23 protein-coding genes are annotated in these 24,067 nt (G+C 73.7%); 15 read left to right on the forward strand and 8 right to left on the reverse strand.

Annotated elements, in window-relative coordinates; all coding sequences use genetic code 11:
* Positions 1–101: 101 nt before the first annotated feature.
* The 4 genes from HAV39_RS27500 to HAV39_RS27515 all read right to left on the reverse strand — a co-directional run bounded on the left by HAV39_RS27500 (position 102) and on the right by HAV39_RS27515 (position 4,790).
* Complete coding sequence (locus HAV39_RS27500; protein ID WP_239120762.1) at positions 102–2,387, reverse strand: exo-beta-d-1,3/1,6-glucosidase; 2,286 nt, start codon at positions 2,385–2,387, stop codon at positions 102–104.
* Positions 2,388–2,457: 70 nt separating this feature from the next.
* On the reverse strand, positions 2,458–3,510 hold the full coding sequence (locus tag HAV39_RS27505; protein WP_191842082.1) for a LacI family DNA-binding transcriptional regulator: 1,053 nt from the start codon (positions 3,508–3,510) through the stop codon (positions 2,458–2,460).
* Between the two features lie 148 nt (positions 3,511–3,658).
* Complete coding sequence (locus tag HAV39_RS27510) at positions 3,659–4,183, reverse strand: hypothetical protein (RefSeq protein WP_191842083.1); 525 nt, start codon at positions 4,181–4,183, stop codon at positions 3,659–3,661.
* A 19-nt stretch (positions 4,184–4,202) separates the two neighbouring features.
* Entirely contained in the window at positions 4,203–4,790 is a 588-nt protein-coding gene (locus tag HAV39_RS27515; protein ID WP_191842084.1) for a DUF998 domain-containing protein, read from the reverse strand.
* A gap of 182 nt (positions 4,791–4,972) precedes the next feature.
* On the opposite strand from HAV39_RS27515, the gene HAV39_RS27520 reads away from it, so the two are divergent.
* Positions 4,973–5,500, forward strand: a complete 528-nt coding sequence (locus HAV39_RS27520; protein WP_191842085.1) for a DinB family protein — start codon at positions 4,973–4,975, stop codon at positions 5,498–5,500.
* A gap of 60 nt (positions 5,501–5,560) precedes the next feature.
* On the opposite strand, the gene HAV39_RS27525 is transcribed toward HAV39_RS27520, so the two are convergent.
* Positions 5,561–6,199 (reverse strand): TetR/AcrR family transcriptional regulator, encoded by a 639-nt coding sequence (locus tag HAV39_RS27525; RefSeq protein WP_191842086.1) that lies wholly within the window; start codon positions 6,197–6,199, stop codon positions 5,561–5,563.
* 145 nt (positions 6,200–6,344) lie between these two features.
* On the opposite strand from HAV39_RS27525, the gene HAV39_RS27530 reads away from it, so the two are divergent.
* The 4 genes from HAV39_RS27530 (at position 6,345) to HAV39_RS27545 (ending at position 8,449) form a co-directional block, all read left to right on the forward strand.
* Positions 6,345–7,253: a C40 family peptidase gene (locus HAV39_RS27530; protein WP_191842087.1), complete on the forward strand. Its 909-nt coding sequence runs from the start codon at positions 6,345–6,347 to the stop codon at positions 7,251–7,253.
* Between the two features lie 179 nt (positions 7,254–7,432).
* Complete coding sequence (locus tag HAV39_RS42340) at positions 7,433–7,711, forward strand: nitroreductase/quinone reductase family protein (RefSeq protein WP_239120763.1); 279 nt, start codon at positions 7,433–7,435, stop codon at positions 7,709–7,711.
* Positions 7,712–7,808: 97 nt separating this feature from the next.
* Complete coding sequence (locus tag HAV39_RS27540) at positions 7,809–8,042, forward strand: hypothetical protein (RefSeq protein WP_191842088.1); 234 nt, start codon at positions 7,809–7,811, stop codon at positions 8,040–8,042.
* Positions 8,043–8,071: 29 nt separating this feature from the next.
* Positions 8,072–8,449, forward strand: a complete 378-nt coding sequence (locus HAV39_RS27545; RefSeq protein WP_191842089.1) for a hypothetical protein — start codon at positions 8,072–8,074, stop codon at positions 8,447–8,449.
* 5 nt (positions 8,450–8,454) lie between these two features.
* Here HAV39_RS27545 and HAV39_RS27550 read toward each other — a convergent pair whose 3' ends face one another.
* On the reverse strand, positions 8,455–9,474 hold the full coding sequence (locus HAV39_RS27550; protein WP_191842090.1) for a serine hydrolase: 1,020 nt from the start codon (positions 9,472–9,474) through the stop codon (positions 8,455–8,457).
* Between the two features lie 213 nt (positions 9,475–9,687).
* Here HAV39_RS27550 and HAV39_RS27555 point away from each other — a divergent pair, with 213 nt between their 5' ends.
* The 6 genes from HAV39_RS27555 to HAV39_RS27580 all read left to right on the forward strand — a co-directional run bounded on the left by HAV39_RS27555 (position 9,688) and on the right by HAV39_RS27580 (position 15,141).
* Entirely contained in the window at positions 9,688–10,539 is an 852-nt protein-coding gene (locus HAV39_RS27555) for a S1C family serine protease (RefSeq protein ID WP_191842091.1), read from the forward strand.
* Between the two features lie 49 nt (positions 10,540–10,588).
* Complete coding sequence (locus HAV39_RS27560; RefSeq protein WP_191842092.1) at positions 10,589–11,608, forward strand: AAA family ATPase; 1,020 nt, start codon at positions 10,589–10,591, stop codon at positions 11,606–11,608.
* 76 nt (positions 11,609–11,684) lie between these two features.
* Entirely contained in the window at positions 11,685–12,569 is an 885-nt protein-coding gene (locus HAV39_RS27565; RefSeq protein WP_191842093.1) for a DUF58 domain-containing protein, read from the forward strand.
* The gene (locus HAV39_RS27570) at positions 12,566–13,543 is read left to right on the forward strand and encodes a VWA domain-containing protein (RefSeq protein ID WP_191842094.1); all 978 of its coding nucleotides are present in this window, start codon (positions 12,566–12,568) and stop codon (positions 13,541–13,543) included. The genes HAV39_RS27565 and HAV39_RS27570 overlap by 4 nt, the downstream gene beginning before the upstream one ends.
* Complete coding sequence (locus HAV39_RS27575) at positions 13,543–14,583, forward strand: VWA domain-containing protein (protein WP_191842095.1); 1,041 nt, start codon at positions 13,543–13,545, stop codon at positions 14,581–14,583. The genes HAV39_RS27570 and HAV39_RS27575 overlap by 1 nt, the downstream gene beginning before the upstream one ends.
* Before the next feature lie 189 nt (positions 14,584–14,772).
* On the forward strand, positions 14,773–15,141 hold the full coding sequence (locus HAV39_RS27580; RefSeq protein WP_191842096.1) for a YciI family protein: 369 nt from the start codon (positions 14,773–14,775) through the stop codon (positions 15,139–15,141).
* Between the two features lie 81 nt (positions 15,142–15,222).
* Here the strand turns inward: HAV39_RS27580 and HAV39_RS43355 are convergent, their stop codons facing one another.
* Positions 15,223–18,036 carry an ATP-binding protein gene (locus HAV39_RS43355; protein ID WP_191842097.1) on the reverse strand — a complete coding sequence of 938 codons (2,814 nt, stop codon included), beginning with the start codon at positions 18,034–18,036 and terminating at the stop codon, positions 15,223–15,225.
* Positions 18,037–18,166: 130 nt separating this feature from the next.
* Between HAV39_RS43355 and HAV39_RS27590 the strand changes: the two genes are divergently transcribed.
* From HAV39_RS27590 to HAV39_RS27600, 3 genes are all read left to right on the forward strand, one after another.
* Positions 18,167–19,516 carry an MFS transporter gene (locus HAV39_RS27590; RefSeq protein ID WP_191842098.1) on the forward strand — a complete coding sequence of 450 codons (1,350 nt, stop codon included), beginning with the start codon at positions 18,167–18,169 and terminating at the stop codon, positions 19,514–19,516.
* 148 nt (positions 19,517–19,664) lie between these two features.
* Positions 19,665–20,021, forward strand: coding sequence for a VOC family protein (locus tag HAV39_RS27595; protein WP_191842099.1), 357 nt, complete (start codon positions 19,665–19,667; stop codon positions 20,019–20,021).
* Positions 20,022–20,154: 133 nt separating this feature from the next.
* A complete protein-coding gene (locus HAV39_RS27600) occupies positions 20,155–21,768 on the forward strand; it encodes a glycosyltransferase 87 family protein (protein ID WP_191842100.1) in 1,614 nt (537 codons plus the stop codon).
* A 93-nt stretch (positions 21,769–21,861) separates the two neighbouring features.
* On the opposite strand, the gene HAV39_RS27605 is transcribed toward HAV39_RS27600, so the two are convergent.
* Positions 21,862–23,013 (reverse strand): epoxide hydrolase family protein, encoded by a 1,152-nt coding sequence (locus tag HAV39_RS27605; protein WP_191842101.1) that lies wholly within the window; start codon positions 23,011–23,013, stop codon positions 21,862–21,864.
* A gap of 63 nt (positions 23,014–23,076) precedes the next feature.
* On the opposite strand from HAV39_RS27605, the gene HAV39_RS27610 reads away from it, so the two are divergent.
* Entirely contained in the window at positions 23,077–24,042 is a 966-nt protein-coding gene (locus tag HAV39_RS27610; protein ID WP_191842102.1) for a helix-turn-helix transcriptional regulator, read from the forward strand.
* The last annotated feature ends 25 nt before the right edge of the window (positions 24,043–24,067 follow it).

Raw genomic sequence — 24,067 nt, forward strand, 5'->3', positions numbered from 1 at the left:
TGGTTTTCCCGGGACCGGACCACCCTGAGACCTCCCCGGTGCGGCGGCCGAACGCGAACGGCGGCCCCCGAGGGAGCCGCCGCACAGATCAGACCCGGACCTCAGCCGACCACGGTGAACCCGGCGCGCTGCAGTTCCTCGGCCCGCGAGGACGGGCCCACGCGCAGCTCGAACTCACCCGGCTCGACCACCCGCGCCCCGCGCGCGTCCACGATGGAGCACGCCGACACCGGCAGCTCCAGCTCGACCACGCGGGTCTCGCCTGGGGCCACCGACACCTGCCGGTAGGCCTTCAGCTCGTGCTCAGCCCAGGTCACCGAGGTCACCGTGTCACTGACGTACACCTGGACGGTCTCCAGCGCCGGGCGCGCCCCGGTGTTGCGCAGCTGCACCCGCGCCCGCACCGTGTCGGCCGGGCCCACGGCCGGGGTCAGCACCCGCAGGTCGGAGTACTCCACCGTGGTGTAGCTCAGGCCATGCCCGAACGCGAACGCCGGGGCCTGGGTCAGGTCGGCGTAGCGGTGGCCGTGCTGTCCGCGCACCTGGTTGTAGTACGTCGGCTGCTGCCCGGCGTGCCGCGCGAACGAGATCGGCAGCCGGCCGCTGGGCTCGATCAGCCCGAGCAGCAGCTCGGCGACGGCCCGCCCGCCGCGCATACCCGGGTTGGCGGCGTACACGATCGCGGCGGCCTCGCTCACCGACGGGGGCAGCACCAGCGGCTTGGAGCTCAGCAGCACCACGATCAGCGGCTTGCCCGTCGCGGCCAGCGCGTCCAGCAGCGCCACCTGCCCGCCCACCAGCTCCAGCGTGGCGGTCGAGCGGTACTCCCCGACCAGCTCGATGCGGTCGCCGACCACCGCGACCACGTAGTCGGCCCAGCTCGCGTCGGCGACCGCCGCCGCGATCAGCGCCTCGTCGGGCGCGGCGGGCAGCGCCACGTCGGGACGCGGCTGCCCGTCGGGGAAGAACTCCCCCTCGGGGTCGGGCCCGGTGACGACGATGTCCGCGCCGCGGGCGTGGGTGACCGTCCACCCGGCCGGGGCGATCTCCCGGAAACCGTCCAGCACGGTCGTGATCATCTCGCGCGGGTGGCCGTCGGGCAGCCACTCGGCCTGGCCGGACGCGCCCGCCCAGTCGCCGAGCTGGGTGTGCGGGTCGTCGGCGTTGGGCCCGACGATCGCGATGGTGCGGGCCGCGGCGTCCGGCGCGGTGGCGCGCCCGTCGGGCCCGACCGTCAGGCCGCCCGCCAGCGGCAGCGTGCCGTCGTTGCGCAGCAGCACCAGCGAGCGCCGGGCGACCTCGAGGTTGAGCTCGGCGTGCGCGGCGACGCCGATCACCTCGGCCTGGCGGGCCGGGTCGGGGTGCCGCGGGTTCTCGAACAGGCCCAGCTCGAACTTCAGGGTGAGGATGCGGGTGACCGCCGCGTCCAGCTCCGACTCCTCCAGCAGCCCCTTGGCGACGGCGTCCTGAGCGCCCTCGAAGAAGTCGGGCGTGGTCATCACCATGTCGTTGCCCGCCTTCACCGCGGCCGCCGACGCGGCGGTGAAGTCGGGGAAGATGTGCTGCTCCCAGACCATGCGCCCGACGTTGTCCCAGTCGGTGACCAGCGTGCCGCGGTAGCCCCACTCCCCGCGCAGCACCTCGTTGAGCAGCCAGTCGTTCACGGTGACGGGCACCCCGTCCATCGACTGGTAGCCGAGCATGAAGGTGCGGCAGCCCTCCCGGGCGACCCGCTCGAACGGCGGCAGGAACCACGAACGCAGCTTGCGCCGGGAGATGTCGGCCTCGCTGGCGTCGCGGCCGCCCTGCGTCTCGGAGTAGCCGGCGAAGTGCTTCGCGCAGGCCAGGATCGCCGTCGGGTCGGCAAGACCGTCGCCCTGGTAGCCGCGCACCATGGCCGAGGCCAGCTCGCCGATGAGGAACGGGTCCTCGCCGAACGTCTCGCTCACCCGCCCCCAGCGCAGGTCCCGGGCGATGCACAGCACCGGGGAGAAGGTCCAGTGCACGCCGGTGGCGGCGACCTCGACGGCGGTGACCCGGGCGACCCGCTCGACGAGCTCGGGGTCCCAGGCCGCGGCCATGCCGAGCTGCGTCGGGAAGATCGTCGCGCCCTCCCAGAACGAGTGGCCGTGGATGCAGTCCTCGGCGATCAGCAGCGGGATGCCCAGCCGGGAGTTGCGGGCGAGCTGCGCCGCCTCGCGGACCCGCTCGGGTGAGGCGTGCAGGATCGAGCCGACGTGGAACTCCTCGACCAGATGGCGTACGCCGTCGCGGGCGGTGAGCTGGAGCATCTGCCCGACCTTCTCCGGCAGCGTCATCCGTCCGATGAGGTCGGCGACCCGCTGATCGGTCGGCAGCGTGGGGTCGAGGTAAGGCAGCGAGGACACGGGGTTCCTTTCGCGGACACCGGGCGGCGTCCTGGTGGCAAGGTGCGAGTTCGTCCGGTGGCGGGACCGGCTACCGGCGTCCGGCGAGCGCGGACACCGGGGGTGCGGGCGAGAGCAGGAGCGCGGCATCGGGCCCCGTGCTGCTGCGCACGACCATGTCGACGGGGAAGAAGCGGCGCCAGTGCGGCGCCGCGGCGCCCTCCAGCAGCGCCCTGGTCGCGGTGGCGGCCATCTGCTCGACCGGCAGGCGCATCGTCGTCAGCGGCGGGCTCACGCAGGCGGCCACGGCGCTGTCGTCGAAGCCGACGACGGCGATGTCGTCGGGGACCCGCCGGCCCGCGTCCGTGAGGGCCTGGACCGCGCCGGCGGCCATCATGTCGCAGGCCGCGAAGATCCCGTCGAGGTCGGGGTGCTCGGCCAGCAGCCGCGTCGCGGCCGCGTAGCCGCCTTCCCGCCGGAATCCGCCGTCGACGGCGATGTCGGCCAGGCCCAGCTCACGGACCGCTTCGAGGTGCCCCGCGCGGCGGCCGGCCGCGCAGGTGTTGCAGTCGGGGCCGTGGATCGCGGCGATCCGGCGGCAGCCGATGCGGTGCAGGAAGCTGATCGCGTCGTACGCCGCGCGGCTGTTCTCGGGTTCGACCGCCGGGACGTGTGGCGCGGTCGCGCCCAGCGACACCGCCTTGCGGCAGCGGGCGTGGAAGCGGGCCGCCAGCGCGGGCGACACGTTGACCAGCACCGCCCCGGCCGTCACCGACGACGCGACGCGGTCGATCAGCTCGGTCGCGTCCTCGGCGCCGGCCACGTTGACCCGCAGTTGCGTGTCGGTGCCGGCCAGCGCCGACAGCACGCCCGCGATGACCCGGCTGTAGTAGGGCTGGGCCCCGAACAGGCTGATGTCGCCATGGCACGCGATGACGACCAGGTCGAGCGCGTCGCGGCGGCCGGACGCGAGCGCGCGGGCGGCCGCGTTCGGCCGGTAGCCGAGATCGGCGACGACCCGGTCGACCCGCGTCCGCAGTTCGGCGGAGACGCCCGGTGCCTTGTTGAGCACCCGCGAGGCGGTGGCCCGCGACACCCCGGCCTGGTGGGCGATGTCCTCGATGGTCAGCTTCCGGTACGTCATGGCACTCGCAATCTCGGCACGGGCGGCGCCCCGTCGCGCGCCCCGTCGGCACCATAGACGCGAGAGCGCTCTCAACGGAACCCGGTATGACGGCGCCCCACCTGCCGGGATCGCGCTCTCCAGACTCTAGGCGACCGGGTCCGGTGCCCTAGCTGCGGCTCCACCGGGCCAGCGAGTCCCACTTGCCGAAACCCGGCACCGGCTCCCACTGCGTGCTGACGTCCACGCCCGTCCGGTCCTCGACCGTGCGCTGCTGGGCGGTGTCGTCGCTGATGACGCGGCGGGCGCCGCCGTCCTCGCGGAACTCGAACCAGCTGACGCACGTCGCCCCGGACAGGGTCGCGGCCCCGGCGTCCGGGTACTCCCATGTCGTCATGCCGCCGAGGAAGAGCTGCTCGCCGCTGCGCCGGAAGGAGTAGTGCAGGCACTGGCGGCCGTAGGCGTCGAAGAACCAGACACCGGCGTGCCCGTTCTCCCAGGCGATCTCGATGACCACGTCAGGCACGCCGCTGCGCGGGGCCGCCGGCACGACGGTGTACGGCTCACCGGCGGCGTCGCGGGCCTGGGCCTCGTCGGCGGTCAGCGGCTCGACCGGCTCGTGGCGGCGGAAGTTCCACCGCCTGCAGTAGACCGGCGGTGCATCCGGATCGTGCCCTGCGATGTGGACGGTCACGCCACTTCCCTCCCCGTGGTCAGGCGTGACTCACGGTAGACCGCGCGCGCCGTGCCGGGCAATCGCTGCGCGCTCGCACGGCCAGCAGGCCGAGCAGCAGCACCTCGGCGAGCAGCAGATACCGTTCGGCCGCCCCGATCAGGAAGCGGTCCGCGAGCGTCGCGCTGGCCAGCATCAGTGCGGCGAAGCCGGCCGCGGTGGCAGCGGTCAGGCGCACCGCCCGGCTCACCGGCCGCAGCGTCACCGCGGCCAGCGGCAATGCCACGAACGCCAGCATCGACGCGTAGCGGTGCAGGTAACCGGTCGCGGTCAGCGGGCCGAGATCGGTGGGCGCCAGCGCCGCCACCGTCATGGCCGCCCCGAACACGGCCAGCAGCAAGCGGGGCGCGGCCGGGCGCAGCGCGGGCAGCAGGCACCAGGCCGACAGTCCGAAGACGACCATTGCCGCGTCGGTGACCCCGCCGCGGTCGTGCACGGCGAAGTCGCTGACAGTCAGCGAGACATGGCTCAGCTGCGGGTCCGGGTCCACCTGGCCGATCGCGGCGAGCAGCGCGGTCAGCACGCTGCCGGCCAGGCCCGCCCCGGCGAGAAGTCGTTTGTCGATCATGATTCGACGGTATGCCCGGCCGCGCCGCCGGGCCTCCGGTGAACACCCTGCCCGGACCCCGACCCGTCCGGCCGCGCACCTGCGGGTGATCCCTGAGCACGCGGTGACAGACCCGCCCGGCGCATCACAGCCGGATCGTTCGGCGGCCGGAAATCGATTGCCCCGCTCGCGAGAATGGCGCCATGGCATGGATTGCACCCGACGTCGCGCGGGGACCCCGGACGGACATGGCCTGCCCTGAGCGCGAGATGCTGGCGGACTGGCTGCAGCGGCGCCGGGTCTACCTGCTGCGCAAGTGCTCCGGGCTCACCGCCGAGCAGCTCAAGACGGCGTCCGTCGAACCGTCGAACCTGACCCTGCTGGGCCTGCTGCGGCACATGACCGAGGTCGAGCGGTTCTGGTTCCGGACCAAGTACCTGCACGAGGACGTGCCCGACCTGTACAGCACCGACGAGCACCCCGACGGCGACTTCGACCTGGTGGCCGACGCCGACGCCGAGGCCGACCTCGCCCGTTTCCTGGCCGAGACCGCCGTATGCGAGGCCGCCGTGGCCGGGCGCGACCTGGACGAGCCCGTCGACGACGCCAAGGCCCCGACCGGCAAGCTCAATCTCCGGTGGGTCTACATCCACCTCCTGGAGGAGTACGCCCAGCACACGGGCCACGCCGACTTCCTCCGCGAGCGGATCGACGGTTCGACCGGGGTGTGACGCCGCGCTGTCACGGGGCCCGCTCGGCGGCACGGGCCGGGCGGGTGGCACGCGGTGCGCTCAGTCGGCCGTGCCCGCCTGGCCGTCCGGTGCGGCGGCATGCAGCGCGGCCAGCGCCGCCTCCAGGGCGGCCGACAGGGGTTCGACCGACTGCAGTGCCTGGCTGAGCAGCAGGCCGCCCTGCACCGAGGCGAAGGTGGCCAGGGCCAGCCGGTCGGGGTCGGCGTCCGGGCGCAGCAGGCCGGTGTCGCGCATGCGCGACAGCCCGTCGCGCAGGTACGCGCGCCAGCGGTTCAGGTGCCCGACCACCTCGGCCGCGGCCGTCGGATCGGTGCCGACCAGTTCGCTGACCAGGGTGCCGATCGGGCAGCCCCAGTGCGGCTGCGAGCCGTAGTGCGCGACCAGCGCGTCGCGCCAGCCGTCCCAGGCCGCCCAGGTGTCGAGGGTCTCCAGATGCGGCTGCTGCGCCTGCAGCACCCGCTGCATCTGCAGTTCCGCGATCGCCAGGACGAGTTCGCTCTTGCCGCCGGGGAAGTAGTGGAACAGCTGGCTCTTGCTGGTCAGCGTGCCGGCGCGGACGTCGTCGAGGCTGGTGCCGCCGACCCCGCGGGCGAGCACCAGGTCGGCCGCGGCGGCGACGATCCGGGCCCGGGTGGCGGCGCCCTTCGCGGTGAGTCTGGCGGTGGCGGTCGCTGTCACCTGCCCATCTTAGGTCTCTTGGACCAACTGGTCCAATATTGTGCGCCACCCGTCGGCCGCTCCCACCGCATGGGCGGCCGTCCCCCGATGAAGAAAACTTTTGTACGCTCCCCATGTAACGATCTATTTCCTACAGGGGGAGCGTATGAACGAGCCGGCGCAGACCATGGCCGTGGCGGTCTCCGCCGCCGGGCTGTGGACCTCCCCCGACGCCGTACGACCGCTGGACGCACCGGCCCTGAGCACGCCCGCCGGGCTGCGGGCCTGGGCCGCCGCGCAGGGCCCCGACGAGCGCCGCGGCCTGTGGGGCCGCGTCGACAGCCAGCTGCTGCTCGGCGAGACCGTGCTGATCCAGGAGGTCCGCGACGGCTGGGCCCGCGTCAACGCCCCGGCACAGCCCTCCCGCAAGGACCCCCGCGGCTACCCCGGCTGGCTGCCGCTGGCGCAGCTGGCCGAACCCGCGGAGCCCACCGGCGCGCGGGTGGTCGTCACCGAGCAGGTCACCGAGCTCAGGGACGGCCCCGACGGCCGCATCATCGCCGACGACGTCAGCTACGCCACGGTGCTGCCCGCGCGCCGGCGCCAGGACGCGTTCACCGAGGTCACGCTGCCCGGCGGGCGGACCGGCTGGCTGGCCGACAAGCACCTGGACGTCCACCGCGCCCGCGGCCCGCTGCCGACCGCCGCGCAGCTGGTCGCCGCGGGACGGCAGTTCCTCGGGCTGATGTACCTGGCCGGCGGCACCCACGGGCTGATGCTCGACTGCTCCGGGCTGCCCCATCTCATCTACCGCCGGTTCGGGCACACCGTCCCGCGCGACGCCAGCGACCTGGCCCTGCTCGGCGAGCACGTCGAGGTGGCCGACCTCGCCCCGGGCGACCTCGCCGTCTTCCAGAACGACGAGACCGGCGACGTCTACCACACCGGCGTCTGCACCGGCGGCGGCCAGCAGGTGCTGCACGTGTCCCAGCCCGACTGGGCCTGCATCGACGGCACGCTCAGCGAGCGCCGCCGACGCCACCTGGTGTCCGGCCGCCGGCTGCGGGCGGAGTAGCCCGGGTCGACGATGGGCACGGCGGCCGGGACGGGCCACACTGTGCCCATGTCGCGCTCGCGCAAGTACCGGGTGATCACCGGGCTGGAACGGGTCAACAACCCACCCGGTGGGCGCTGCGCTGGGGGCTGGCGCCGAACGCGTTCGCGCTGCTGGAGACGACCGGTCGGCGGTCCGGGCTGCCCCGGCACACCCCGGTCGGCAACGGGCTGGTCGGCGACGTCTTCTGGCTCGTCGCCGCGCACGGGCGGCAGGCCGACTACGTGCGCAACCTGATGGCAGACCCGGTGGTGCGGGTGAAGGTGGGCGGGCGCCGGCGCGCGGGCCGGGCCGTCGTGCTGCCCGGCGACGACGTGCCGGCCCGCTCGCGGTCGCTGCCGTACCAGTGGGACGCCGCCATCGGCCGGCTGATGGCCACCCGACCGCTGACCGTACGCATCGACCTCGCCGCAGGCTGACCTGCACCTCGTGCGCGCTCACCGTCGACACGCGGCTCGCCGTGAGCCCACTTGTTGATCTTAGGCGACAAATTCCGCAACGATGTAGCATAGAGACATGACGACGCCCGGCCGAAAGATCAGCATCTACTTCCCCGCCGACGTGCTGGCCGACGTCGAGGCCGCCGACAACGCCTCCGCGCTGGTCGCCGAGGCCCTGCGGATGGCCAAACGCCGCAAGCAGCTGCATGAGACGATCCGCCGAGCCGGCTACCTGGTGACGCCGGAAGGCGTGAAGCGCATGAGTGAGCGCGTCGCCGCGCTGGACGCCCAGCGGGCGGCCGCGCAGTGACCCAGCCGCTGACGGAGCCGCAGGTCCGCGTGGTTCTCGATGTCACCGCGCTGACCGCGTACGCGCGGCTGACCGGCATGGCCGTGCCCGAGCTGCTGGCCATGGTCGAGGAGGAATCCGCCACCAGCATGGTCGGGGTGCCGGCGGCGCACTTCATGGCCGCGCACCAGCAACTCGACTCCGACGAGCGCGACCGTCTGATCGACCTGCTCACCCGCGCCGATTCGGTGGTGGTGCTGCTGCCGCTGCTCGGGGCGGACGCGATCGAGGCCGCGCAGCTGGGTCGCGTCATGGGTCACGCGGTGATGCTGGCCCGCCGGAGCGGGGCCTACCTGGCGACCTACGACGGCGCCGAAGCACGCCGCCACCTGCCCGGTGGCGGCGTGCTGGATCTGACGGACAAGTAGGACCGTCAGCCGCCGTTGACCTGGCGGAACGGTGTCAGGTCGACGGTCGGCCGGGTCGTGCGGGCGGTCGCCTGGGCGACCGGGGCCGGAATCGAGTCGAACAGTTTGCGGCCCAGCACCGCGTGCGCCTCGACGGCCGGGTGGGTGGCGCCGTAGTTGTCCAGCCCGTCGAGGGAGTCGGCGAAGAAGGCGAACGTCAGCGCGGGCGCGCCCGAGCTGTCGAACATGATGCCGACCTCGTGCCGGCCCGCGCCCAGGGTGTTGAAGTCGGCGCCGTACTTGATCGCCACCCGGCTGCGCTCGTTGGACGACATGTTGCGCCGGATGCCGTCGTGGTAGCCGTTGACCCAGCGCATGATGCTCAGCAGGAAGTCGCAGGACTTCGCGGACAGCAGGGTCTTGTTGGCCAGCCGCCACAGCAGGTCGTGCATCTCGGCGGGCGTGGTCTTGCCGAGGAAGAACCGGTTGGGGTTGGCCACCGGGATGACCCGGGTGTTGACGAAGCCCTTGGCGGCCAGGATCTGGTTGATCTCCAGCGCGGGCACCACCCGGCCGCACATGCGCACCGCGGTGTTGTCCGAGACCAGCAGCAGCGCGGTGAGGAAGTTGGCGACGGTGATGTCGTCACCCCACACCGTGTGCAGGTGGTAGATGCCGCTGCCGCCGAGGATGATGTCGGCCTGCAGGTCGAGCTTCTGGTTGAGCTGCAGCTCGCCGCGGTCGATCTTGTCCATCACGGCGACGGCCACGGCGACCTTCTGGACGCTGTAGCCGTCGACGATCGCGTCGACGTCGTCGGCGATGACGGTCTCCAGCACGCCGGCCGCGTTCACCGCGGCGACGTGGGAGTGCCAGACACCGCCGGCCTTGGTCTTCTGGCGCTCGTACACCTGGCGCAGGTGGCCCGGGCCGGTGCCGCGCTCGTCGTCGGCCGCGGACGCCGGCGCGGCAGCCGCGAACGTGGCCGCGGCGGCGCCGAGCCCGAGGCCGCCGAGGGCGGCGCGGCGGGAGAGAGGTGTGGACACAGGGGTCCCCCGTTCGTCGTGATGGGACGGTCCGGACGATCCTAGGCACGGCGGCGTCCGGATGCCGACCCACGACCGCCACCGGCTGCCGCCCCCGGCCACTGTGTCGGCGGTCGCCGCGCCCACGCGGTGGCCGGCGCGATGACGAAGGCTCCGCACGATCGGTGCGGCGACTCTGATTGAACATTCAGCTTTCGGCCCTAGGCTCAAAGGATGCTGAGTCGCGCCGGAAAACTCGACCGCCTCCCGGACCCGCCGCCCGCGGCCGGGCCGGCCGACGCCGAGCCCGCCGCGACATCCCGTCCGCGGTCGCGCGTGGGCATCCGTGCGCTGGTCGCGGCGGGTGTCGCGGTGGCGCTGGCGGTCACCGCGGTGGTCGCGTTCCGCTGGGGCGCGGCCGAGTCCGGCGCACCCGCCGTCGTGTCGCCCTCACCGTCGCCGTCCGACGACGGCACGCTCACCGTCGCCGAGGTCTACCAGGTCCTGCTGCCCTCGGTGGTGTCGATCCGGACCAACGGCGCGGGCCGCGAGCCGTCGGCGGCCTCCGGCACCGGTGTGCTGGCCAACGCCGACGGCACCATCCTGACCGCGCTGCACGTGGTCAAGGGCGCCGCCAAGATCGAGATCACCTACGCCGACGGGAGCAGCACCCCGGCGAAGATCGCGGCCGCCGACCCGGCGACCGACATCGCCGCGCTGACCCCGGAGAAACTGCCCGAGGTGCTCGTCCCGGCCGTGCTCGGCGGCGTGCCGGGCATCGGCGAGCAGGTCGTCGCGATCGGCGACCAGCTCGGCCTGACCGGCTCGGCCACCACCGGCGTGGTGTCCGGCCTGGAACGTTCGGTCACCGTGGCCGACGTCGGCAAGCTCGGCGGGCTCATCCAGTTCGACGCCGCGGTCAACCCCGGCAGTTCCGGCGGCCCGCTGGTGAACATGCGCGGCGAGACGGTCGGCATCGTGGTGGCCCTGGCCAACCCGACGGAAGCCGGCACGTTCATCGGCATCGGGTTCGCCGTGCCGATCGTTACCGCCGCGGCCGGCGGCGGCCCGCCGCCACCTCTGTGACCTCCCCGACAGCACGTGCAACGGCACTCGATCCGATGAGGACGGACCCATGAACACACCCGTATCCGGCAACGGTCACCGGCAGCCGCCCCGTCCGGCGGGCGGCCAGAGCGTCGTGGAGCAGGTGCTCTACGAGGTCAAGAAGGTCATCGTCGGGCAGGACCTGCTGCTGGAGCGGCTGATGGTCGCGCTGCTGGCGCGCGGGCACATCCTCGTCGAGGGTGTGCCGGGCCTGGCCAAGACGCTGGCCGTCAAGTCCCTGGCCGAGGCCGTCGGCGGGCAGTTCCACCGGGTGCAGTTCACCCCCGACCTGGTCCCGGCCGACATCACCGGCACCCGCACCTACCACCAGCACAGCGGCGAGTTCCAGGTGTCGCTCGGACCGGTGTTCACGAACCTGCTGCTCGCCGACGAGATCAACCGCGCGCCCGCGAAGGTGCAGAGCGCGCTGCTGGAGGTGATGCAGGAGCACCAGGTCACCATCGGCCGCGAGACGCACCGCGTCCCGGAGCCGTTCCTGGTGCTGGCCACGCAGAACCCGATCGAGTCCGACGGCACCTATCCGCTGCCCGAGGCGCAGGTCGACCGGTTCATGATGAAGGTCCTGGTGGGCTACCCGAGCAGCACCGAGGAGTTCGTGATCGTCGAGCGGGCGGTCAGCCCCGGCGCGGCGATCCAGCGCATCATCGACCCGGCGCGGCTCATCGAGCTGCAGCAGCAGGCCGACCGGGTCTACGTCGACCCGTCGCTCATCGAGTACGCGGTCCGGCTCACCGCCGCGACCCGCGAACCGGCCATCGTCGGCCAGCAGCAGCTGGCGCGCTACATCACCTACGGCGCCAGCCCTCGCGCGTCGATCAACCTGGTGCTGGCCGGGCGCGCCCTGGCGTTCCTGCGCGGCCGGGACTACGCGCTGCCCCAGGACCTCACCGATCTCGCCCTGGACGTGCTGCGACACCGCCTGGTGATGTCGTACGAGGCGCTGGCGGACGAGGTGAGCGCGGACGCGGTGCTCGACCGGATCATGTCGTCGCTGCCCGTGCCGGAACTCGCCATGCAGGGCCGCTGAGCCATGAGCGGGCGCGGAGTCGGCATGAGCGGGCGCGGGGAGGAGCGGGCATGAGCGAGCGCAGCGAGGAGCAGGCATGACCGCAGCCTCCGATCGGTTGCTGCGGCGGCTGGAGTGGCAGGTGCTGCGCCGCCTCGACGGGCGCCTGCTGGGCGGGCACCGCACGGTGTGGCGCGGTGCCGGGCTCGACTTCAGCGACGTGCGCGCCTACACGCCCGAGGACGACGTCCGGCACATCGACTGGAACGTCACCGCGCGGATGGACGAGCCGTTCGTGCGCCAGTACACCGAGGACCGCGACCTCACGGCGTGGCTGGTGCTGGACCGGTCCGCGTCGATGCGCGGGTCCGGCCGCCACGGCAAGGACGCGACCCTCAACGAGCTGGCCGTGTGCCTGGCCCGGCTGCTGACGTACCGCGGCAACCGGGTCGGCGCGATCCTGTTCGACAACCGGCATCAGCGGGTGATCCCGCCGCGCACCGGCCGGGACCAGGTGCTGCGGCTGACCCATGAGCTCGACGCGCCCGCACCGCGCACCGACGCCGGGACCACCACGGACCTGTCGGCGATGCTGCGGCTGGCCGCGGCCACGGCACGGCGGCGCAGCCTGGTGCTGGTGCTGTCGGACTTCATCGGCGACCCCGGCTGGGAGCGGTCGCTGGCGCTGCTGTCGCACCGGCACGAGGTGGTCGCCGTGCGCATCGTCGACCCGGCCGAGCTCGAACTGCCCGACCTGGGCATGATCGTCGTCGAGGACGCCGAGACCGGCGAGCAGCTGCTGGTCGACAGCGGCGATCCGCTGCTGCGCGGCCGGCTGGAGGCCGAGGTGCGGGCCCGGGAGAGCGGGCTGGCCGAGACGATGAGCCGCGCCGGGGTGGCGGCTCATCGCGTCACCACCGACACCGACCTCGTCGACGCCCTGGTCGACATGGTGCGCCGGACGAGGCGGAGAACTCGATGACCGTGCAGTATCCGTTCCTGATCGCGCTGGCCGTGGTGGGCACCGGCGTGGCCGTGCTGGCGTACCTGCGGGTGCAGCGCCGCCGCGCCGAGGCGCTGCGTGGCGCGGGGATCGGCCTGACCGCGGCGGGCGGTCGCGGCTCGGTCCGCCGGCACCTGCCGTACGTCCTGTTCCTGGCCGCCCTGCCGATGCTGCTGACGGGCCTGGCCCGCCCGCATGCGGAGCTGCCCGTGCCGCGGGTGTCGGGCACGGTGATGCTGGTGTTCGACGTGTCCAACAGCATGGCCGCCACCGACGTCGAGCCGACCCGGCTCGCCGCCGCGCAGGCCGCCGCCGCGTCCTTCGTCGACCAGCAGCCGTCCACCGTGGACATCGGCGTGGTCATCTTCGGCCAGGGCGGCCTGCTCACACAGACGCCGACTCCCGACCGGGCCGCGGTGAAGAACGCCATCAGCCGGCTGAGCACCAGCGGCAGCACCTCGCTGCGGCAGGCGATCCTGACCGCCCTGTCGGCCATCGTCGGCAAGCCGGTCGAGCTGCCGGCGCAGGAGGACGCCGCCCTGCCGGACCTCGGCTACTGGGGCTCGGCGACCATCATCGTGTTCTCCGACGGGCAGGAGACCGAGAGTCCCGAGCAGGCGCTGGCGGCCGCCGCGATGGCCGGTGCGGCAGGGGTGCGCCTCGAGACCGTCGGCATCGGCACCCCGACGGGCACGACCGTCGAGGTCGAGGGCTTCCAGGTCGCCACGGCGCTCGACGAGCAGCTGCTCACCGACCTGTCGGCGGTCACCGGCGGGACGTACCACCCGGCCCGCGACGCGGCCGCGCTCGACGACATCCACCGGTCCATCGACCTGCGCATCACCACCGAGCCCGAGCACATCGAGCTCACCGCGCTGTTCGCGGGCTCCGCGCTGCTGCTGCTGACCCTCGGCGGACTGCTGATGATCCGCTGGTACGGAAGGATCGTCTGATGTCGCTCGCCTGGCCGTGGGCGCTGGCCGCCCTGCTCGTGATCCCGTTGCTGCTGGTGGTGCGCTGGTGGCTGAACCGGCGGCGGCGCAAGGTGGCCGTGCGGGTGTCCAGCATCGCGCTGATCCGGGCCGCGCTGCCGGGCCGTTCCCGCTGGCAGCGGCGCATCCCGGCGGCCCTGTTCGTGCTGGGACTGCTCGCGCTCGGGATGGCCGTCGCCCGGCCGCAGGCCTCGCTGGCAGTGCCGCAGGATTCCACGGCGATCCTGCTGGCGATGGACGTCTCGCAGTCGATGTGCTCCACCGACGTGCCGCCGAACCGGCTGACGGCGGCGCGGGAGGCGGCCCGGGAGTTCGTGCTGGCACAGGCGGACGGGACCCGCATCGGGCTGGTCGCCTTCTCCGGCATCTCCGGCCTGCTGGTCGAGCCGACCGACGACAAGCAGGCGCTGCTCACCGCGATCGACGGTCTGCGCACGTCGCGTGGCACCGCCATCGGGCAGGCGATCCTGACCTCCATCGACGCCATCGCCGAGATCAACCCGGCGGTCCCGCCGACCGGGGTGGAACTCGGCGAACCGGGCTCCCCCGGCTCCGGGGAGTACGTCGCCGACACGATCGTGGTGCTGACCGACGGCGCGAACACGCAGGGCGTCGACCCGGTCACCGCGGCCCAGGAGGCCAAGGCCCGTGGCCTGCGGGTGTACACCATCGGGTTCGGCACCACCGAGCCCGCGCCGCTGATCTGCAGCGCCGACCAGATGACCGCGGGCTCCGGCGCGCGGCCGGAGTGGCAGGGGCGGGGCGGCGGCCGGCGCGCGCAGCTGATCGACGAGGAAACCCTCGGCGAGGTCGCCGAGCTGACCGGTGGCGAGTACTTCCGGGCGCAGGACGCCGAGCAGCTGGTGGGCGTGCTGACGGACCTGCCCGCCACGATCGTCACGCAGAAGCAGGACGTCGAGATGACGGTCTGGTTCGTCCTGGCGGGTGCGCTGCTGGCGGGCACCGGGGTGGGCCTGTCGCTGCGCTGGAACCGCTCCTGAGCTGCCCGCGCTCGACACACCACGGCCCCGGCGCGAGAGCACCGGGGCCGTCGCGTTGCCGCGCCGGCCAGGCGGGTGTGTCGGGCCGCGCGGAAACAATTCTTCGGCAGGGTGTCGGATCCGGGTCGGGTCGTTCGTAGTACAGGTGGAATGCGGCCGGAGGGGCCGCCGGGCGAGAGGATGATGGCGATGACGCAGTACTTGATCTCGTTTAACGACGGCGCGATGGACCACATCACCGCCGAGGAGCTGCCCGACGTGGGCAAGGCAGCGCACGCGGTGTGCCAGGAGGCCATGAATGCCGGCGTGTGGGTTTTCGGCACCGGACTGCAGAGGCAGCGGGCGAGCATCGTGGCCACGGACGGGGTGGTCACCGACGGCCCCTACCCGGAGACCAAGGAGGTCATCGGCGGGTTCGTGGTCGTCGACGTGGCCTCCCGCGAGGAGGCGCTGGCATGGGCGGCCAAGTTGGCCGCTGCTTGCCGCTGTGCGCAGGAGGTCCGGCACCTCATGCCCGACCCGGAGCTCGAATCGATGCTCCGCCAGGCCGGCAGCTGATGCCGGCACCCCGGCGACGAGTGCGGCTGTCGTGGCAGCGGCCGACGGCGCGGGTCCGCGGGTCGAGCTGACCGCGACTGCTCACCGCCGTGGCGGATGCGGGGCGGGAACCATCGGGGCGAGGCCGAGTTCGGCGACGGCGGCGGCGCCCCGGGTGGCGTCGTCGCCCCCGGCGAGCACCAGGGTCCGCGCCGACTGGTAGCGGCAGCCGGCGGCGTCGAACTCGGCCGCCGTGGCGAGCAGCCGCTCGCGGTCATCGTCGTGCAGGGCCTGGGCCCGCGCCACGATGGCGGCGGCGACCGGGTTGCCGGCGACGGCGGTGCGGGCCGCGGCCAGCCGGTCGGCGGCGTCGGGGTGGCCGGCGAGCACGGCGGCTTCGGCGCGCAGGGCCACGTACCAGTGGTGCCAGATCCAGGTGACCCACTTCCACACGTCGGCGGGCTCTGGCGCCGTCCGCCGCAGCGCCAGGTCCGGCTGGCCTTCGTGGAGCAGGCCGAGCGCGTCGAAGACCGCGCCGTAGCCGTAGGTGTGCTCCGGTGGGGTGCCGAGCTGCCGCAGGACGGCGTTCCAGTCGCGCCGGGCTTCGTGGTCGTCGCGCAGTCCGTGGATCATCGCAACGGCCGCCACGGCGGGGCCCAGCACGGACCTGGCGGGGCTGCCGGCCCGCTGCCACGCCTCGAGGAAGCGGTCGCCGGCGGTGAGCACGTCGTCGACGTCGCCTGCCAGCGCGTCGGTGACCAGCAGCCAGCTCGTGGCGCGGTGTCCGACCTCGGCCAGCAGCGGGTGCTCGGCGAGTCGCCGGGCCCACCGCCGGGCCGCCGGCAGGTCGCCCGCGCCGAGGGCGGCCTCGGTCGCCATGCCCAGGGCGTCGAGCAGTTCGTGGGTCGCCGCCGGGGTGTCCGGCAGGGACGACAGCAGCGCGACCCGGCGGCGGGCGGTGGCCGCCGCGGCGAACGCGTCGCCGGCCCAGCTCTGCGCGCCGGTGAGCGCGTCGAGCGCGGCGGACTCGGCGAGCGGGTCGCCGGTGCGGGCGGCGAGCTCGACCGCGCGGTGGGTGCGCGCGGTCGTGTCCTCCACCGCGTTGTCGGCCGGGCCCTGGGCCGCGCCGAACGCGTCGGCGAGCACCCCGGCTTCGGCCAGCGCCACCGCGGCCTGGGCGGCCGGATCGTCGCCGGCCAGTTCCCGTGCCTCGTCGACGAGCACGACCGTCTCGTCGTACGTCGGCAGGTGCTCGAACTTGCTCCAGAACCGGTGCGCGTTGGTCGCGGCGGTCGCCAGGTCGCACGCGGCTGCTGCGTTGTCGCCCGCGCGCCGGGCCGCGTCGGCGGCCGCGCGGTGCAGGCGGTACATGTCGTCGCCGCGCATGCGGCAGCCGGCCACGGCCGCGGCGAGCCGGAGCGTCGCGGCGGCGTCGGCCGGGTCGTCGGCGAGCGCGGCGGCCTGCTCGTATCGCAGCTGGGACTCGCCGGCGTAGGTGCGGGTGAAGGTCAGCTCCGCGAACGACCGGGCGAGCCGGTACGCGTCCGTGCGCTGCTCGGGCCGGTCGGCGGCCCAGGCCAGGGCGGCGCGCACGTCGTCGGCCGTCGCGTCGAACCGGGCCCGCCAGTCCGGGCGCACCACGGCCAGCTCGGCCGTCTTGGCCAGGCACCAGCGCAGATGCCGGAGGCGGACGTCGTCCAGCTCACCGGCCTCGGCGAGCCGCTCGGCCCCGTACTGGCGGATGGTCTCCAGCGCCCGGTACTCGGTCGTGGTCCCCGACGCGGTCACCGCCAGCAGGCTCTGCTCGGCCAGCCGGGCCAGTCCGTCGCGGACGGCGCCCCGGTCGGTCCCGGCCACCTCCGCGGCCGCCTCGACGGTGAACGGCGCCACGAACACCGACATGCGGCGCAGCAGCGCCTGGTCGGCGGGGTCCAGCAGGGCGTGGCTCCAGTCCAGCGCGGCCCGCACCGAGCGGTGCCGGTCGTCGGCGCGGGGGCCGCCGGACAGCATCCGCAGCTGGTCGGACAGCCCGGCGGTGAGGCCGTCCAGCCCGAGCGTGGGCCACCGGGCGGCGGCCAGCTCGATCGCCAGCGCCACCCCGTCCAGGCGTTCGCAGACGGTGGCGATGTGCTCGCGCAGCACCGCGTCGGGCGGCCAGCGCAGCTCCGCGACCCGGTCCAGGAACAGCGCGACGGCGTCGGACTCGCCGTCGCCGGCCAGTGACATCGGCGGGACCTGGTACACCCGCTCGAACGGCACCATCAGCCGGGCGCGGCTGGTCGCCAGGACCGTCAGCCGGGGGCAGGTCGCCAGCAGCCGATCGAGGAACGGGGCCACACCGTCCCGGACGTGTTCGCAGTTGTCGAGCACCAGCAGGGCATGCCGGTCGGCCAGCGCGGCGAACACCGACTCGTCCATGCCGCGGCCGGGCTGCTCGCCGAGGCCGAGTGCGGCGGCGATCGCGCCCGCGACCGCGCCGGCGCCCGGGTCGGAGACCGGGACCAGGTCGACGAACCACACGCCGTCGGCGAACTCGCCGGTCGCGTCGGCGGCCACAGCCAGCGCGAGCCGGGTCTTGCCGACCCCGCCGGGGCCGAGCGCGGTCACCTGCCGCTGCGTCTTGATCATCTCAGCGAGTTCGGCACGTTCCTGCGACCTGCCGACGAACGACGTCAGCGGCTTCGGCAGGACCGGCGCCGGGTGGGTGCGGTCGACGCGGGTCAGCTCGGCCGCGCGCTGGGCCAGGGCCCGCCGGTCCGGGGCGTCGACCTTGCGCAGCAGCGAGGAGACGTGGCTCTCCACGGTCCGGACCGAGATGAACAGCCGCGCCCCGATCTCGGCGTTGCTGAGGTGCTCGCCCAGCAGCGCCAGCACTTCGGACTCCCGGGCTGAGATCTCCACCGTCGTCGCCGTCATGGGCACCATTCTGGCGCACGGCTCCGTACTGCCTTTCCGAGGTGCTTTCCGTGCTCGGCACCGATGCCCTCGCGACGGCCTCCGGCGACGCTCGGAACAGGCACATCGGACGTCGGAAACGGAGCACGACATGAAGCGATCGCGGGACGGCGCACGGACCTGGCTCGGCTCCGTCGGCCGGCTGGCCAGGCATCCGGCGCTTCGCTGGATCCTGCCCGCGCAGCTGGTCTCCGCCCTCGGCGACGGCATGAGCATGGTCGCGGTGGCGTGGCTCGCGGTGCAGCTCGCGCCGGACGGGCAGGCCGGGGTCTGGACCGGGCTGGCGGTCGCGGCGTACGCGCTGCCGGCCCCGCTCGGCGCGGCCCTGCTCGCCCGGCTGATGCGCCGGCTGCGCGCCGCGCAACTGGTCGCCGCGGACGCCTCGGTGCGTGCCGTCACGCTGGGCACGGTCGCCGTCCTGGCGGTGACCGGGCTGCTGCACCCGGTCGCCTACGTCGCGCTGCTGGCGGTCTCGTCGCTGCTGCACGCGTGGGGCAGCGCCGGGGTGTACACGCTGGTGGCGGAGGTGCTGCCGGAGGACGACCAGGTCACCGGGAACGCCCTGCTGTCGACGTTCGCCCAGTCGGCGTTCGTGGTCGGCCCGGCGCTGGCCGGCGGCCTGACCGCGCTGGCCGGGCCGGGCTGGGTGATCGGCGTCGACGCGGCGAGCTTCGCCGTGCTGGCGGTCGCCGCGTGGGTGCTCGCCGCGCGACACGCGAGCACCGCCGCCACTGCCGCAGGCGTGCCGGAGACACCGGCGACAGGCGGCTGGCGCGTCATCCTCGACCGGCCGCGCCTGCTCGGGCTGCTCGCCGTCACCTGCGCGTTCTTCTTCCTGTACGGCCCGGTCGAGGTCGCCCTGCCGGTGCACGTCGCCCACGGCCTGCACGGCTCACCCGGCCTGCTGGGCCTGTACTGGACCGCGTTCGGGATCGGGGCGACGGTCGGCTCGCTGGGGGCGGTGCTGCTGCGCCGCCACACGCCCTGGCGGGTGGTGGTCGCCATCGTCGTCGGCTGGGGCGCCGCCCTGCTGCCGCTCGGGCTGACCGACGCCGTCGCACCCGGCCTGGTCGGGTTCGCGGCAGGCGGCCTGATCTACGGCCCGTTCACCGCCATCTCCACGGCGCTGTTCCAGCGCGGCACGCCCCCGCACGTGCTCAGCCGCGTGCTCGCCGCCCGGGCCGCGCTGACCGCCCCCGCCACCGGGTTGGGCACGCTGGTAGGCGGTCCCGTCGTCACCGCGATCGGCGGCAGGCCCACCCTGCTGATCTCGGCGCTGCTCACCATCGCGCTGGGCCTGTCCGTCGCTGCCGTGCTGCGGCTCAGCCGGCGCGCGGCGGGCACCGGCCCGGCAGCCGCACCGACCCCCGGCAGGGCCGCCACGCAGGAAGGCCGGCTGGTCGCCGCCGGTGCGGCAACGGCCTCGCAGCAACTGTCGTAAGTGGCCCCGTACTCCCGATCCGTGGTCGGTTCCGTGGTCGTCACGGATGCGGGCCGGACCCCGCAAACGACAAGCTCTACCCAGTTCCCGCTGGTCACGGCGGGATGCACGGACCGGGCCGCGACGGCCCACGACCTCAGGAGTGATCATGACCGGCTCTTCCACCCACGGCGGCAAGACCGTGCTGCACCCCGTGTCCGACCTCGCGGCCGCGAAAGCCCTGTACGCCGCACTGCTCGGCGTGCCGCCGCAGACCGACTCGTCGTACTACGTCGGCTTCGACGCCGCCGGACAGCAGATCGGCCTCGTGCCCGCCGGCGGCCCGCAGGGCCTGACCTCGCCGGTGACGTACTGGCACGTGCCGGACATCGAGGCGAAGCTCGCCGAGGTGACCGCCGCGGGCGCCACCGTGCGGCAGGCCGCGCACGACGTCGGCGGCGGCCGCCTGGTCGCCACCGTCACCGATCTCGACGGCAACGTGCTGGGCCTGCTGCAGGACCGCTGAGCCCCCGCGACGGGGACGGCGGCGCCCCGCTGCCGTCCCCGCGGTCGACGAACCTCGGCCACCGCCCTGGCCTTGCGCCAGCGCCGCCATGGCGGGGACAGCCGCCGCGCCCGTCGACGACTATCCTGCGCCGATGCTCAAAGACTGGCGGGTGAACGCGCTGTGGCTCGTGTTCGCGACGGTGGCCGTGGTGTCGGGAACGCTGGCTCTGCGCCGCCCGGAGTTCGACCGGCTCGCCGATCTGCACGTGTACGTCGGCGCGGTGCGGCAGGCGCAGTCGGGCCGCCCGCTGTACGAGTACGCCGCCGACAACGGCGACCCGTTCACCTACCCGCCGTTCGCGGCGCTGGTGCTCTGGCCGCTCGGGTGGATGTCCGAGTCGGTGACACGGGTGCTGTGGCTGGTCGCGATCGTCGCGGCCGTCGCGGTGATCGCCGTGGCGCTGGCGGCCCGCTGGGAGCACGCGCCGCGGCGGCAGCTGTTCGCCGGGGTCCTGGCCTGCGTGCTGATCGCCTCCGCCCCGGTGCAGAGCGATCTGCGGTTCGGTCAGATCAGCATCTTCGTCGTCGTGCTGACGCTGCTCGACGCGCTGGAGATCACCCCCGCGCGCTGGCGCGGCGTGCTCGTCGGGCTGGCTGCGGCGATCAAGCTCACGCCGCTGCTGTTCGTGGTGTTCTTCCTGCTCGCCGGACGCCGCCGGGACGCACTGCGGGCGGCTGCGGCGTTCGCCGGCAGCGCCGTCGTGGCGGCTGTCCTGCTACCGGCCGACAGCCTGCAATTCTGGACCGCGTCGCTGTTCAGCACCGCACGGGTCGGCGACATGGCATCGCTGGGCAACCAGTCGCTGCACGCCGTACTCGGCCGCGCCGGCATCGGCGCCGAGCACCGCCCGGTGGTGTGGCTGTTACTCGTCGCCGGGATCTGCGCCCTGGCCCTGTGGCGGGCTCGCAACCTCGCCCGCGAGGGCCGTCGGGCACATGCCGCGGTGCTGGTCGGCTGTGCCACCATCGCCGCGTCGCCCGTGTCCTGGACCCACCACCAGGTGTGGACGGTGCTCGCCGGCATGCTGCTGGTCGCCTCCGCCGGCTCGGCCCGCCGGGCCGCGGGCGCGTTCCTCCTGGTCGTCATGACGCTGTCGCTGGCGAACCTGACCATCGAGTCGGCCACGACACCCGGTCTGCAGTTCGTGTTCAGCAACGTCCGCGGGATCAGCGTCGCGGTGATCTGCTGCGTCGGCCTCGGCGGCGCCCTGAACGCCCGCCAAGCCGCCAGGGACAACGACGTCGTGCTCGGGGCGAGGTCGGTGTGGGCTCGTGGCCTGACCTCCGCCGCGGCCGGCATCGCGGTGTTCGCGCTGCTCCCGCTGCCCCCGAGTGTCGACCCCGGCCTGCGGCTCAACGACCTCGACCAGACCCGTCAGGTCTTCTCCCAGATGCACGTCTGCTGGGGCGACGGTGCCGGCGAGTGCAGCCGGGACGGTTCACAGGGCGGCCGGCTGCTGCTCAACTACAGCGTCGGGTCGGACGGGCAGCGGTCGAGCGTCGAAGGGTGGGTCGGCCCGCGGGTCGCCCGGCTCTCGATGCGCACCGCGCCCGGCGCGCCGCTGCACGCCGTGCCGATCTGGGACCTCGGCGACGGGGAGCGGGTGTTCAGCTTCACCGGCACCAACCTGCACTACGCCCAGTTCCTCGCCTACGACGCCGACGACCGGCTGATCGAGAATCCGCCCCGGGACCTGTGGAAGTAGCCGGACCTCGGTGCGCTGGTCACGCCACTGACGGCGCCGAGGGGGCGGCACCGCCCCCTCGGCGTCGTTCAGGTCTGCACGACCGTGCCCCGGTCAGCGGTCCGATCGGGCGCGCACCTTGGTGAAGAAGGCGCGGATGTCGGCCGCGTGCGCCGCCGGCTGCTCCATCGCCACGAAGTGGTTGCCGGGGTTGCCCTCGGGCCAGTGCACGATGGTGTTGTCGCGCTCCGCGAGCCGCCGCATCAGCGCGGAGCCGCCGCCGTACACACCCGACGGCGCCCGGCGCTGACCCTTCGGCCAGGCGAATCCGCCGTCGGCGGCCAGGGTCAGCAGGTCGTACATCGGCCACGAGGACGATCCCGACGTGCCGGTGAACCAGTAGACGCTCGCGTTGGTGAGCAGCTGGTCCCGGTCGATGACCTGGTCCGGGGTGTCGGCCATGAAGGCGAACTCCTTGAACTTCTGGGTCAGCCAGGCCAGCAGCCCGGCCGGGGAGTCGTTCCAGGCGTGCGCGAAGGTCTGCGGCGCGGCCCGCAGCAGCGCGTGATGGTCCACGCCACCGCTCATCCACTGCTGCATGAGGTCCCACTCGGCGCGTTCGGCCTCGCTCATGCCCGGCACGTCGGCCGCGGTCGGGAACCCGAAGCCGCCGTCGATGTGCACGCCGACCACGTGCTCCGGCGCGACCTCGGCCACCGCCGGGGCCACGTACGCGCCCAGGTCGCCGCCCTGCGTGCCGTAGCGGTCGTAGCCGAGGCGGGCCATGAGTTCGGCCCACATCCGGGCGAGCCGGCCGACCGTGAACCCGGCCTGCGGCGGCGCCTGCGAGAACCCGTACCCCGGCACGGACGGCACCACCACGTGGAAGGCCTGCCCGGTTTCCGCGCCGTGCGCGCGCGGGTCGGTGAGCGGCCCGATGAGCTCGGTGAACTCGACGACGGAGTTGGGCCAGCCGTGGGTCAGGATCAGCGGGAGCGCGTCCGGCTCCGGCGAGCGCACATGCAGGAAGTGCACGTCCAGACCGTCGATCTCGGTGATGAACTGGGGGAATTCGTTCAGCCGCGCCTCGTGCACGCGCCAGTCGTAGCCGGTGGCCCAGTGTTCGGCCAGCTCCCGCAGGTAGTCCACCGGCACGCCGCGGCTCCAGCCGTCGCCGGGCGTCTGCCGGGGCCAGCGGGTCCGGCCCAGCCGGTCGCGCAGGTCGTCGAGGTCGGCTTGGGGGATGTCGATCCGAAAGGGCGTCATGCGGGCCACGCTAGAACCCATATAGGTCAGGTTCTGTCACACATGGCCGCGATGATGGAGAACATGACCGACACCCCCGCTCGGCTGCTGAACCTGCTGTCCTTGCTGCAGACTCCCCGGGAGTGGCCCGGCAGCGAACTCGCGACCAGGCTGGAGGTCAGCGTGCGCACCATCCGGCGCGACGTGGACCGCCTGCGCGACCTCGGCTACCCGGTGCAGGCGACGATGGGCGCGGTGGGCGGCTACCGCCTGGTCGCCGGCAAGGCCATGCCGCCGCTGCTGCTCGACGACGACGAGGCGGTGGCGATCGCCGTCGGCCTGCGCACCGCGGCCATGCACGCGGTGACCGGGATCGGCGAGGCATCGGTCCGCGCGCTGGCGAAACTCGAACAGGTGCTGCCGTCGCGGCTGCGCCACCGGGTCGGCGTGCTCGGCCGGGCCACCGTGCCGATGACGGGCTGGGACGGCCCGACGGTCGACCCGGTGCACCTGACCACGCTGGCCGCCGCCGTCGGCAACCGGGAACGGCTGCGGTTCGGCTACCGGCGGCGCGGCGGCGCGGACAGCGAGCGGCTGGTCGAGCCGCACAAGCTGGTGTCCGCGGGCCGCCGGTGGTATCTGGTCGCCTACGACGCCGACCGCGCCGACTGGCGCATGTTCCGGGTGGACCGGATGAGCGCGTTGCGCCCGACGGGGCAGCGCACCGCACCGCGGACCCTGCCGGCCGCCGACGCCGCCGCGTACGTGACCGCCAAGCTGAGCGAGCTCGCACCGGTGTACCAGGCGGTGGCGACCCTGCACGCGCCGCTGGAGCAGGTGGCGGGACGGATCGGCGACTCCCCCGCCGACCTGGTGCCGATCGACGCGGACAGCTGCCGGCTGACCAGCCACACCGAGCCGCTGGAGTGGCTGGCCTGGCGGCTGTTGATGCTCGGCTGCGAGTTCGAGGTGCACTCGCCGCCGGAACTGGTCGCCTACCTGCGCGAGACGGCCGGGCGGGCCACCCGGGCAGCCGGCGGCCGTTCTTGACCCGGACGACGGTCTCGCCTCGGCC

It is taken from the genome of Catellatospora chokoriensis (genome assembly GCF_011297315.1).
GTDB lineage: Bacteria > Actinomycetota > Actinomycetes > Mycobacteriales > Micromonosporaceae > Catellatospora > Catellatospora citrea.